General features: G+C 61.1%; 11 protein-coding genes. 5 read left to right on the top strand and 6 right to left on the bottom strand.

Going from position 1 to position 12,299, the window contains the following annotated elements; all coding sequences use genetic code 11:
• Positions 1-12: 12 nt before the first annotated feature.
• The 5 genes from GNZ12_RS45760 to GNZ12_RS12305 all read right to left on the bottom strand — a co-directional run bounded on the left by GNZ12_RS45760 (position 13) and on the right by GNZ12_RS12305 (position 5,502).
• Entirely contained in the window at positions 13-651 is a 639-nt protein-coding gene (locus tag GNZ12_RS45760) for a hypothetical protein (protein ID WP_235993705.1), read from the bottom strand.
• A gap of 987 nt (positions 652-1,638) precedes the next feature.
• A complete protein-coding gene (locus GNZ12_RS12320; protein ID WP_172310594.1) occupies positions 1,639-1,893 on the bottom strand; it encodes a hypothetical protein in 255 nt (84 codons plus the stop codon).
• Positions 1,894-2,051: 158 nt separating this feature from the next.
• A complete protein-coding gene (locus GNZ12_RS12315) occupies positions 2,052-3,416 on the bottom strand; it encodes an MFS transporter (RefSeq protein WP_172310593.1) in 1,365 nt (454 codons plus the stop codon).
• Between the two features lie 4 nt (positions 3,417-3,420).
• Positions 3,421-4,287 carry an alpha/beta hydrolase gene (locus GNZ12_RS12310; protein ID WP_407947694.1) on the bottom strand — a complete coding sequence of 289 codons (867 nt, stop codon included), beginning with the start codon at positions 4,285-4,287 and terminating at the stop codon, positions 3,421-3,423.
• An 81-nt stretch (positions 4,288-4,368) separates the two neighbouring features.
• The gene (locus GNZ12_RS12305) at positions 4,369-5,502 is read right to left on the bottom strand and encodes a C45 family autoproteolytic acyltransferase/hydolase (RefSeq protein ID WP_172310592.1); all 1,134 of its coding nucleotides are present in this window, start codon (positions 5,500-5,502) and stop codon (positions 4,369-4,371) included.
• Positions 5,503-5,786: 284 nt separating this feature from the next.
• Here GNZ12_RS12305 and GNZ12_RS12300 point away from each other — a divergent pair, with 284 nt between their 5' ends.
• Entirely contained in the window at positions 5,787-6,665 is an 879-nt protein-coding gene (locus GNZ12_RS12300) for a LysR family transcriptional regulator (RefSeq protein WP_235993704.1), read from the top strand.
• Between the two features lie 100 nt (positions 6,666-6,765).
• Here the strand turns inward: GNZ12_RS12300 and ilvD are convergent, their stop codons facing one another.
• Positions 6,766-8,628, bottom strand: coding sequence for a dihydroxy-acid dehydratase (gene ilvD, locus GNZ12_RS12295; protein ID WP_172310591.1), 1,863 nt, complete (start codon positions 8,626-8,628; stop codon positions 6,766-6,768).
• Positions 8,629-8,829: 201 nt separating this feature from the next.
• Between ilvD and ribBA the strand changes: the two genes are divergently transcribed.
• The 4 genes from ribBA to GNZ12_RS12275 all read left to right on the top strand — a co-directional run bounded on the left by ribBA (position 8,830) and on the right by GNZ12_RS12275 (position 12,240).
• Positions 8,830-9,966: a bifunctional 3,4-dihydroxy-2-butanone-4-phosphate synthase/GTP cyclohydrolase II gene (gene ribBA, locus GNZ12_RS12290; protein ID WP_172310590.1), complete on the top strand. Its 1,137-nt coding sequence runs from the start codon at positions 8,830-8,832 to the stop codon at positions 9,964-9,966.
• A gap of 50 nt (positions 9,967-10,016) precedes the next feature.
• The gene (ribH, locus tag GNZ12_RS12285; protein WP_006050161.1) at positions 10,017-10,523 is read left to right on the top strand and encodes a 6,7-dimethyl-8-ribityllumazine synthase; all 507 of its coding nucleotides are present in this window, start codon (positions 10,017-10,019) and stop codon (positions 10,521-10,523) included.
• Positions 10,520-10,954 carry a transcription antitermination factor NusB gene (nusB, locus tag GNZ12_RS12280; protein ID WP_054037337.1) on the top strand — a complete coding sequence of 145 codons (435 nt, stop codon included), beginning with the start codon at positions 10,520-10,522 and terminating at the stop codon, positions 10,952-10,954. The genes ribH and nusB overlap by 4 nt, the downstream gene beginning before the upstream one ends.
• 89 nt (positions 10,955-11,043) lie before the next feature.
• Complete coding sequence (locus tag GNZ12_RS12275; protein ID WP_172310589.1) at positions 11,044-12,240, top strand: pyridoxal phosphate-dependent aminotransferase; 1,197 nt, start codon at positions 11,044-11,046, stop codon at positions 12,238-12,240.
• Positions 12,241-12,299: the final 59 nt, after the last annotated feature.

The following is a 12,299-nucleotide window of genomic DNA, read 5'->3' as shown; positions in this document are numbered from 1 at the left end:
CCGAAATGCCAGTTAACGCTGACCGGAGTGGAAAAGCTGACCTTGGAACAACTGGGTATGAATCATCGCCATCGCGACATCCGCACGCGCGCATCGGTGCTCCTGCTGATGAGGAACGGCCCGCCAGCGCCGGCTTCTGCGGATCGCCCGCTGTTCAACGGAACGGGTCACCGCGAGGCTTGCCTCAAGAGATCGAACCGAATCCACAGTGTCGACGCAGCGTGCTCGGTGCGTTCGACTTCGGAAAGAACACACTGATCCACGACCGATATCGACACCGTCAAAGGTCCGGACGTGACGCGATTTATTGACAACCTGCTCGCCCCCGGAGAGGGGTAGCCGCCCGCGATCGTCCTGGACAATGCCAGCACCCATCAGGCTACCGGCGAAGCGACTCGAGAATATTGGCTGATCGATGATAGAGCACTCCTGTTCCACCTGGCTGCCCACAACCCCGAACTCAACATGATCGAGATCGTCTGGCGACACCTGAAATATCAATGGCAACGTTTCATCACCGAAGACACAATCGGTACCGGATTTGCCGATCTCCGGACAGGCTACGGGACCAAATTTCGAATCAATTTGAAACGACTGAGCCTGGAGAACATCGCTCAGGTTTCCGGCGGACGCCCTCGAGGATAGATACACAAGGTTAAATCCCTCCCTGTGTTTTGCCCCTCTCGAACCAATCTGACCGAAACCACCTAATTTGCATTTCGAAGATCTCGAAACCAGTCGTCTAGAAATTATTTAAAATATGCAAACGCCCCGACGCCACCTCAACCTCCCAATACCCGCTTCGCTACCCAATCCGCTTTATTGCATCTTGTTAATTAAAGGTCTCATAGCGCTCTGCACCAAACGTCATCACGATTACCTAACAAGCCCCTTTTCAACCTGAAACTGGGGAGTCGGCGCGCAATAGATGCACCTCTCGCAAAAAACGTTTCCGTCGGAATGAGAGTAATCCGGGCCCCAAACTCAATATTGTCGCCCCGTCAGTAGCCCCGTTAACGAACGCACGTCCCCAGCCGCCAAACAACGAATTCCTATTCGCAAAGGCATAGATCGTCCCACTTAAGCGACAAGTGATCCTCCAGCCCAAAACTTTGGAAGCAAAGAAATTTGTTGAATACCCCATCCTTCCTAAATTTATAGTTCTCTCAAGAAGGTTCTGCCGATGCCTTCAGGCGAATTTATCATCTAACTTTTTTTGACGCCATATCTTTTTTTAGAAGCCGGTCTCTTTATAACTTCACCATTTCGGGGTGCACCAATATTACATGCCGACAGTTACGTATGAATAATGTAATATTAAATCAAAATGCATGAAAACGGATCCATCTCCTCAGAGTCACAACAAAGGTTGCGAAGTTTATTCGCGCGACATCCGCCCCCCGAATAATCTCAGCTGCCGAAGATCGTCGGCATGACGAATTATGCAAGAGCGAGGATAGTACGGCGTCGATTGCGTTTGAGACTGACCGCCATAGCGCCCGCCAGATCATGTTATAGGCGCGATCGTGGACATAACCACGCAACCTGAACGCGTCAAATGCAAGAGTTCTCGGCCAATTCAACTGAAAGATGGTTGGAGCGCCGCTACGGCAGACACCACGCGAAGGTAACTGACTATCATCCGCGCTCGAACAGCAACTCTTCAATGCCGCTAGACTCATCTGAAACCCAAAAATAGCAGCGCACCGCGCAATTAATGGGGTGATCCGGCGAAGCACCGCGCTCAACGTCAAGCGGATTGCCCCCAGCATACTGGCGCGCACGCTTGTGATTCACGACCCGATGGATAGGGTCGTCCCGTTTGAGCACGGCGCAAGCTACGCCTGCCTGGTAGAAGATGCGCAGATAGTGTCCGTCAATGGGTGCGGTCATTTCCGCATCCTGCAGTCTCCCGAAGCTATACGACTCACCGTCGAGTTTCGGGTCGCCTGTGAGCCGCAGCCTTTGCCTGCAGCGCTGAGTCATGATGGACTGACCACTACTTGAAAACCGCGCCTGCTTTGACGAAGAAGTGTTTCACGCTTGCCAGTTCAGGTTCGGCCCGCTTCGCTCGACCCTGAACCATTCGCTGCCAACGCCGCACTGCTTCGCCGCTGAATGCGGTCGTCCCGCAACACCCGGCGCCCCGTGCGCGTCGCCAGCACGAGCGAGATCGCCAACACGCTGGTGCCGAACAGATAGCTCGGCGGGATGAAACGGGCGTCCGTGAACCGCGACACCACCGAAATATACAAAGGCGCCAGCCCGCCAAACAGCATCACCGCGGTGTTATATGCGATCGCCACACCGGTCGAACGCCCCTGCACCGTGAAGATCTGCACCAGCATCCCCGGATGCGCGGCCCCTTGCAGCGTCACGAACAGCATGCCAATCAGCTGCACCACCATCAGTCTCGTTTCTGTCGGTGAGTCCAGCAAATACCAGAACAGCGGAAACACACACGTCAGCCAGCCGGCAATAAAGAAACAGAACAGCCGATAGGCGCCGATACGGTCCGCCAGCTTGCCGAATACCGGCGAGAGCACGCACGCCATGATGCTCGTGACGAACACCGCTTGCAGCGAAGAGCTCAAGGACAGATGCAACTGGTACTGCGCGTAGTTTGGCAAATACGCGTTCCATACGTAGTTCAGCGAAGTACCGGCAATCATCACGCCCATGGCGCAGACGAGCGCGTCGCCATTCTCGCGGGTGAATTCGCGCATGCGCTGGCCCAAGGGCGCCCGCGCTGCCGGACGTGCCTGCATCCGGTGAAACTCTTCCGACTCCGCGACATGATGCCGGATGTAAAAGCCGAGCGGCCCGACCAGTGCGCCGATCAGGAACGGCACGCGCCATCCCCATTCCGCCATCTCGGCATGCGACAGATGCCTCGACAGCAGATAGCTGCACCCCGAGGACAGCATCGCCGCGATGCCCAACGACAGCATGTTGAAACTGCCGTAGAACATCTTCTTGCCCGGCGGCGCCACCTCGTAAATCGTCACCGACGACAGCGCAAACTGCGCACCGACCGCGAATCCTTGCACGAGGCGGCCGATCACCACCAATATCGGCGCGGCGATTCCCAGTGTCGCGGAGCCCGGCGTCAGAGCCAGCAACAGCGAACCCACCGACATCGCGACCATGATCCACGACAGCGCCTTGACGCGCCCTGCACGGTCCGCATACATGCCCATCACGACGCCACCAATCGGTCTCACGAGAAACCCGACGGCAAACGTCGCGAATGTCAGCAGCATTGATTCATCGCGACCGGCGCCGCCAAAAAACGCCCGCGCGATCATGCCCGAAAAGTAGCCGTACACCATGAAGTCGAACCATTCGAACGTGCCGCCAAGCACAGTCGAAAAGATGACTTTCCGGATCTTTGTCTCCTCGCTGTCGGTATACATGTTTTTATTCTCCGACGCGCATCTCGCGCAGTATCCGCGCAAAAAAGTCCTGAACCACCTCGACGACCTGCATGCCGTTGTGCGCGATATTGTCCAGCTCGTCAAAGCGCACCTGGATGTCGGCCGCTTCGAATGATGCCTTGAGGGTCCTGAGCCGCTCCGGCCGCGTCGCCCCGGCGTCGTTGATGCCGGGCAAATACATCGGGCTGTCCTCGGGCACCGTGATTTCCCAGGTTTCAAGATCGGCCCGGCCAACCACCATCTGCACCGGAACGCGCTGCAACGCAGCGACGTCGAACGGCTTGCCGAAGTGCCGCTCGAAGCCGCCGACTCCCAGCCACCAGTCTTTCGATTGATCGAGCACGGTGACGTTACCCGGCGCGCCGATGCACGCGGCCCACAGGCGCTCGGGATGAACGTAGGCAAAGCGGTTGACGTACTGTCCACCACCTGAGTAGCCGAACAGCGCGAATTTGTCGAAACGCTTGCCGTAGCGCTCGCCGACTTCGCTCACCATGTCCAGCAGCACCTTGTCGTAACGGATATCGCCTTCAATGAGACGCTTGAAGCCGTTGCGCTCGCCATCGCCGCGCACACCCACCGGAAAGAGCGGGCATAGCACGATGCAGCGATTCCAGCGGCCAAACGGAGCGAACGCATCGCGGTATTGGGTGAATTGCCGTCCCGTGCCATGCATTACGACGACCAACTCGACATCGTTATCAGGCGTCAGTATTTCGTGCGGCACATACAACGCGTAGGGAAAGCGGGGATCGTGCCGGCTGGCATAGACCGTGGTCGAGTCCAGGTCGTACAGCGCCTTCGCTTTCTCGTGACCGGGGCTGGACGGCTTCTGGGCAATATCAAGCATCTGTCATTCCTCCAACACAGACTCAAACATGTCGTGGGCGCCTCAAGCGGGATGCAAGGCGCACGCGCGGGCAACGGTCGTTCACGTCGCTTCGTACAGCGGCTCGTGGTCCAGGCTGTAACGGGTAAAGATCCGATTAAGTGCGGGCAGTGGCGCGACATCCATCTCGGCGTTGCCCGGATGCATGAGGATCATCGCAACCGTCGCCGTCATCGTGTGCCGCGTGCCCATGCGTGGCGGACGGCATACCGAGTGCGGCGTGCCGAAGTTATCGAACAAGGCAGCCTTGACTGCGTTGCGATCCACCTTGGGTGCCGCGTTCAGCAATTGACGCACGCGCCAGTCGCGGTAATAGCTGTCCGGAGAGTTCTCGCAGCCCGTGTCGAGGAGCTTCGTGCGGGCGATCGGACTCATCCAGTGGTTCGCGTGCACGATCAACTGATCGTCGCCCGGATAGATCGGGAAAGCCTCGTTCGGCGCACACTCGAAATCGATGCCGAAGCCTTCGGCCATGCCGAGCATGATGTTGTTCGAGCATGATTTCGGCGTTGTGGCGATCACGCGCAGCGCGTTGGCGAACACCGGTTCTTCAAGCACGCGTCGGCGCAGCAGCGAAAGCGGCACGCCGAGCTGGGTAAAGTCGCGGTCAGACTCGAGATAGTTCGCCGTGATCGACACGCCGGCGGCATTCAGCCCGCTGCGCGCAAGGCCGCCTGCCTCGACGAACGTCAGGAAGTCGGGGCCGTCGTCGTTGCGCACACGCAAGACGATGCCGGTATCGACACAATCGGCCTTCCAGTCCCAGTTCTGCGCGTGGATCAGTTGCCCAGTCGCCGAACGCGAAGGCAGCACCAGCACGCCCGTGCAGCCGTCTTCGTCCTCGGCGTCAGCCGGCATTGTCTTTTCCACACGCGCCTTCGCCAGCACCTCGGTACGGGCGTTGATCATCACGATGTCCTCGTAAGACACCTCGGCACCGGCGGCGATGCCCCGCATTTCTTCCAGATACGCCGGCTGAAACTCGCCGATGGCCTGTTCGAGCGAACGGATCAGCGCCATCTGCGACGCTTCGCTGTAGCCGATATTGCGCAGCGTCTGCCCATATCGGGAAGCGCTCAAATGCACGCGCGCGGCCACCGCGCGGCCGTATTGCACGCCGCGGTCATACGGTTTGCCGGACACACTGACAAAAGGAAATTGCTGGATTTGCGACATCGTGTGGGACTCCTCACCCTGGAAAGCACCGAGTCAGTCGAACGCGTCGAAGGTCGCGAAGAGGCTAACTACGGGCACCACGCCCGGTCCGCTACGCGTCAGCGCTGCTGGCATCGGCTCAACTTGATGAACCGATTCTCGGGCGAGAGAAATAAAATAAAAAGCGTTATTTTCTTGTCGCAAAGGAAAGATTTTTTTTCGTATTATGCGATCATGCAACGCACGGCGGCACCGGGAAAACGCGTCGTTTGCGCCCTTCCCGGCCGCCTTTCAGGAGGTTTTGCATGAGTGAAATTCGTATGCTCCGGACGTTTCTGGCGATCGAGAAACACGGAACAATGGCCGCAGCAGCCGATCGCATGGCGCTCACGCACGCCGCCGTCGGCGCGCAGATGCGCACGCTGGAACGTGTGTGCCAGCGGCAGTTGTTCGACCGCAGCGGACGCAGCATCCAGTTAAATGATGCCGGCCGCTCGATCATCGAGCAGGCGCGCATGGTAGTCGCCGCCTACGACTCGCTGCTGCGCGGCGTGGCCGACGAGCGCAGCTTCGAGGGTTCGATCACGATAGGCTCGACCGTTTCCTCAATGGGCTTTCTGGCGGCAAACGTGATCCGCTTGAAGGTGTCTTACCCTGGCCTGAATGTGCGCCTCACGCATGGCAGCACCCCGGACCTGGAACGTCAGGTGCGTGCCGGAGAGATCGACGCGGCGGTGATCATCAGTGAGCCGAGGGCGACCACGTTGCCCGAGTTGTGGGAGCGTCTGTACGACGAACCCCTGGTGCTGCTGGCCAATCCGGCGATTGCGCCGGCCGACGCGCCGGTGACCTCGCTGCTCAAGCGCTTCCCGTTCATTGGCTTCGAAGCGACATCGCTCACCGGCGCACATGTCACCAGCCTGCTGCGCCGCTTGCGCGTGGAGGTCAACCTCGTGCTTGAAATGAACTCGATTGCTGCGATTGCCGATCTGGTGCGGCAAAACGTTGGGATATCGATTGTGCCGCGCCTGCGGCATGCCGCGTGGGACGATGACCCACTCTTGTATGTAAAACCGATTCCCGGCACCACGTGGCGCCGGCATATCGGCTGGTACGAGTTTGGCCGGCAGCCGCTGGCGACAGCGATCGTTAAGAATCAGTTGCTGTCAGCGCTGGCGCAGTAGGTTCGAGCGGTTGAAAAACGCGGGCGGCGTCCGTTGCGGACGCCGCCCGTCTTCACGGCTCGTGCTTCAACGAGCCGGTCGGATACGCTTCAGTTCCATCTCACTTGCGCTTCAATTGCGAGAGGTCTCGCACGGCGCCGCGGTCGGCGGAGGTCGCCAGCGCCGCGTAGGCCTGCAAGGCTTGCGACACCACGCGTTCACGATTCACCGGCATCCAGGCCTTGTCGCCGCGTGCCTCCATGGCTGCGCGACGGCGTACCAGTTCCTCGTCCGACACCACCAGGTGCATCTTGCGGTTAGGAATGTCGATCTCGATCACATCGCCCTCTTCCACCAGACCGATCGTGCCGCCTTCGGCTGCTTCCGGCGACGCATGCCCGATCACCAGCCCTGACGAACCGCCGGAGAAGCGGCCATCGGTAAACAGCGCGCAGGTCTTACCCAGGCCCTTGGATTTCAGATACGACGTGGGGTAAAGCATTTCCTGCATGCCGGGGCCGCCCTTGGGGCCTTCGTAACGGATCACGACCACGTCGCCCGCTACGACCTTGTCGCCCAGAATGGCTTCGACGGCGTCGTCCTGGCTCTCGAAAACGCGCGCGCGCCCGGAGAAGATCCATTGTGATTCGTCGACACCCGCGGTCTTGACGATGCAGCCCTTCTCCGCGAGGTTGCCGTAGAGCACGGCGAGGCCGCCGTCTTTCGAATACGCGTCCTGCTTGCTGCGGATGCAGCCGGTCTTGCGGTCGGTATCCAGCGACGTGTACGTGGCTTCCTGGCTGAACGCAACGGTAGTCGGAATGCCGCCAGGGGCCGCGCGGAAGAATTTCTGCGCTTCTTCACCCGCGCTGCCGGCGACGTCCCACTTGGCGATCGCATTGCCCAGCGTGCCGCTATGCACGTTGCCGCAAGACAGATCCAGCAGCTCCGCGCGGGCCAGTTCGCCGAGAATGCCGGGAATGCCGCCGGCACGATGCACGTCTTCGATATGGAATTTGTCGGTGGCGGGTGCCACTTTGCACAGGCACGGCACCTTGCGCGAGATGCGATCGATGTCGGACATCGTGAAATCGACACCGCCTTCCTGCGCCGCTGCCAGCAGGTGCAGCACGGTATTGGTCGAACCGCCCATGGCGACGTCGAGCGCCATAGCGTTCTCGAACGCCTGCTTGCTGGCGATGCTGCGCGGCAGGACCGACGCGTCTTCTTCCTGATAGTAGCGGCGGCACAGGTCCACCACGAGACGGCCAGCCTGTTCGAACAGGCCCTTGCGCCATGCGTGCGTGGCGACGATCGTGCCGTTGCCGGGCAACGCCAGGCCGATCGCCTCGGTCAGGCAGTTCATCGAGTTCGCGGTGAACATGCCCGAGCAGGAACCGCACGTCGGGCAGGCGCTGCGCTCGATCTCCGCCACTTCGGCGTCGCTGACCCTGGAGTCGCCCGCCTTGATCATCGCGTCGATCAGGTCGATCTTGGCGATCACCTGGCCGTCCGTCGGCGATTTGACCTTGCCCGCTTCCATTGGACCGCCGGAAACGAACACGACGGGGATGTTCAGGCGCATGGCGGCCATCAGCATGCCCGGGGTGATCTTGTCGCAATTGGAAATGCAGACCATGGCGTCGGCGCAGTGCGCGTTGACCATGTATTCCACCGAGTCGGCGATCAGCTCGCGCGAAGGCAGCGAATAGAGCATGCCGCCGTGGCCCATGGCGATGCCGTCGTCCACCGCGATGGTGTTGAATTCCTTGGCCACACCTCCCGCCGCTTCGATTTCCTTCGCAACCAGCGCGCCCAGATCGCGCAAATGCACATGGCCCGGCACGAACTGGGTGAACGAGTTCACCACCGCGATAATCGGCTTGCCGAAATCGTCGTCTTTCATTCCGGTAGCGCGCCACAAGGCGCGGGCGCCGGCCATGTTGCGGCCATGAGTCGATGTGCGTGAGCGATAGTGCGGCATGATCTGTCTCGAACGTTTAGCGGGGGAAATTGTTGTCTGGAAGCGGCCCTCGCGGGCGCGACGAATTATAGCAACGTCACCCTGTCAAACCTCCACCAGACAAGCCAACTGCCCGGCCAAACGGCCTATGCCATCCGGCGCAGGCGACGCGGGCGCGCGCGTGGCGTAAAATACGCGCTTTCTTCGAAAAACTCCGCCAACATGACGCTCGCCTCCACTCAAGAGATCATCGCCGAACTGAAAGCAGGCCGGATGGTGATCCTCGTCGACGAAGAAGACCGCGAAAACGAGGGCGATCTCGTGATCGCCGCCGAATTCGTCACGCCGGAAGCGATCAACTTCATGGCCCGCTACGGCCGCGGCCTGATTTGTCTGACGCTCACGCAGGAACGCTGCAAGCTGCTGAACCTGCCGCTCATGACCTATCGCAACGGCACGCAGTACGGCACGGCCTTCACCGTCAGCATCGAAGCAGCCGAAGGCGTGACCACGGGCATTTCGGCGGCCGACCGCGCCCGCACCATCGCCACGGCGGTCGCGGCGGACGCCAAGGCCGACCACATCGTGCAGCCAGGCCACGTGTTCCCGATCATGGCGCAGCCCGGCGGCGTCCTGGTGCGCGCCGGCCACACCGAGGCCGGCTGCGACTTCACCGCGCTGGCAGGTCTCACGCCGGCCGCGGTGATCTGCGAAGTCATCAAGGACGACGGCACGATGGCGCGCCTGCCAGACCTGATGGAATTCGCCAAAGAGCACGATCTGAAAATCGGCACCATCGCGGATCTGATCCACTACCGCAGCCTGACCGAATCGATCGTCGAGCGCATTTGCGAACGCACCATGCAAACCGCGCACGGCGCGTTTCGCGCGGTGATGTATCTCGACCAGCCGAGCGGCCAGCCGCATATCGCGCTGGTGCGCGGCACGCCGAACCCGGAGCACGACACGCCGGTGCGCGTGCACGAGCCGCTGTCGATGCTGGATCTGCTCGAAGTCGGCAAGTCAACGCACTCATGGACGCTGGACGCGGCCATGAAAGAGATCGCCCAGCGCGACCTCGGCGTGATCGTGCTGCTGAACTGCGGGGATTCGAAGGATCATCTGGTCGACGTATTCAAGGCGTTCGACTCGAAAGAGAAAGCCGAGGCGCTCAAACGCCGGCCGGTCGACTTCAAGACGTACGGCATCGGCGCGCAGATCCTGCGTGAGCTTGGTGTCGGCAAGATGCAGGTGCTGTCGAACCCCCGTAAGCTGGGCAGCATGTCGGGCTACGGCCTCGAAGTCACCGGCTTCGTCCCCATGCCGGGCAGCACCGCACAGGCTCCGCAACAAGGCTGATCCGACCATTCACGCGCTTAAGCGCCAACTCAAAACACTACGGAATTCACATGGAAATCGGACAATACCAACCGAATCTCGACGGCGACGGACTGCGTATCGGCATCGTCCAGGCGCGTTTTAACGAACCCGTCTGCAACGGTCTCGCGGATTCGTGCATCGAAGAACTCGAACGCCTCGGTGTGACCGGCGAAGACGTGCTGCTGGTTACCGTGCCGGGCGCGCTGGAAATCCCGCTGGCGCTGCAAAAGCTCGCCGAAAGCGCGCAATTCGACGCACTGATCGCGCTGGGCGCGGTGATTCGCGGCGAGACGTACCACTTCGAACTGGTGTCGAACGAAAGCGGCGCGGGCATCACGCGTATCGGCCTCGATTTCGGCATTCCGGTCGCGAACGCCGTGCTGACCACGGAAAACGACGAGCAAGCCGTCGCGCGTATGACCGAGAAGGGTCGTGACGCAGCACGCGTGGCCGTCGAAATGGCGAACCTCGCCGTCGCGCTCGAACAACTCGGCGGTGACGACGAGGAAGAAGACGAAGAAGAGGAAGAGGCATGAAGAGCGCACGCCGACGCTCCCGCGAACTGGCCACGCAGGGGCTTTACCAGTGGCTGCTGTCGGGCTCGCCCGGCGGTGAAATCGACGCGCAGCTGCGCGGCGCGCAAGGTTTCGACAAGGCCGACCACGAACATCTGGACGCCATCCTGCACGGCGTGATCCGCGATTCGGAAGCGCTCTCCGCGGACATCGCACCGTGCCTCGACCGCCCGATCGACCAGCTTTCGCCGGTCGAACGCGCCGTGCTACTGGTCGCCGCGTTCGAGTTGAAGAATCACGTCGATATCCCCTATCGCGTGGTCATTAACGAAGCGGTCGAACTCGCCAAGACGTTTGGCGGCGCGGACGGCTACAAGTACGTGAACGGTGTGCTGGACAAGCTGTCGGCACAACTGCGCGCTGCTGAAACGCAGGCGGCTCGCAAGCATTGAGCGTAGGGTGCTTGCAAGGACGGCGCTGCGCGCATGAACCTATGTGCGCAGCGCCGTCCCGCTTTTGCTTCTGAACTGGATTTGATCGTATGAACTCCATGACCGAACCCTTGGTGCGGCTTGCTGCCCGCGTCGACGCCATCCAGCCTTTCTATGTGATGGAGCTGGCCAAGGAGGCCGCGCTGCTCGAGCGCGATGGGCGCGACATCATACACATGGGAATCGGTGAACCCGATTTCACCGCCCCCGAGCCGGTCATCGAGGCGGCCGCGAGCGCCCTGCGCCGCGGCGTCACGCAATACACCAATGCGCTCGGCCTGCACGCGCTGCGCGAGGCGATCTCGGCGCATTACGCTGAGTTCTGCGGCGTCAGCGTCGATCCGGCGCGTATCGTCATCACCGCCGGCGCGTCTGCCGCGCTGCTGCTGGCTTGCGCGGCGCTGGTTGATCGCGACGATGAAGTGCTGATGCCCGACCCGTGCTACCCGTGCAACCGTCATTTCGTGATCGCGGCTGAAGGCAAGCCGGTGATGGTGCCAAGCGGGCCGGCCGAACGCTTTCAGCTGACTGCCGCCGACGTCGAGCGCCTGTGGAACGAGCGCACCCGTGGCGTGCTGCTGGCGTCGCCGTCGAACCCGACCGGCACGTCGATCGAACCCGCTGAGCTCGAACGCATCGTCAAAACCGTGCGGGCCCGTGGCGGCTTTACGATCGTCGACGAGATCTATCAGGGCCTGAGCTACGACGCGAAGCCCGTCTCGGCACTCTCGTACGGTGACGACGTCATCACGGTCAATAGCTTTTCGAAGTACTTCAACATGACCGGCTGGCGTTTGGGCTGGCTGGTGGTGCCGCCCGGCATGGTCGGCGCGTTCGAAAAGCTCGCGCAGAACCTGTTCATCTGCGCGTCGGCACTCGCGCAGCATGCGGCGCTGGCCTGCTTCGAACCGGAAACGATCGCCATCTACGAAGCGCGCCGCCTTGAATTCAAGCGCCGCCGCGACTTCATTGCACCGGCGCTCGAATCGTTGGGCTTCTCGGTGCCGGTGATGCCTGACGGCGCGTTCTATGTGTACGCCGATTGCCGCACGGTCGCGCATCAGGCGGCCGGAGACAGCGCGGCGCTAACCAAGGCGATGCTGCACGAAGCAGGTGTGGTGTTGGTGCCGGGCATGGACTTCGGCACGCACGCGCCGAAGGACTACATCCGGCTATCGTATGCCACCGCCCTGCCGAAGCTGGAAGAAGCAGTGGAGCGGCTGGCGAAGCTCTTCGGACGGCATTGACCGAACAGGCATAAGCGCTGTGGGGTTGAGCCCCCAAAAGGTCCGGCGCGGCGGATTGC

It is taken from the genome of Paraburkholderia solitsugae (genome assembly GCF_013177695.1).
In the GTDB taxonomy this organism is placed as follows: Bacteria; Pseudomonadota; Gammaproteobacteria; order Burkholderiales; family Burkholderiaceae; genus Paraburkholderia; species Paraburkholderia solitsugae.
The sequence above is the reverse complement of the archived record's forward strand: the minus strand, read 5'-3'. Positions and strand labels throughout refer to the sequence as shown.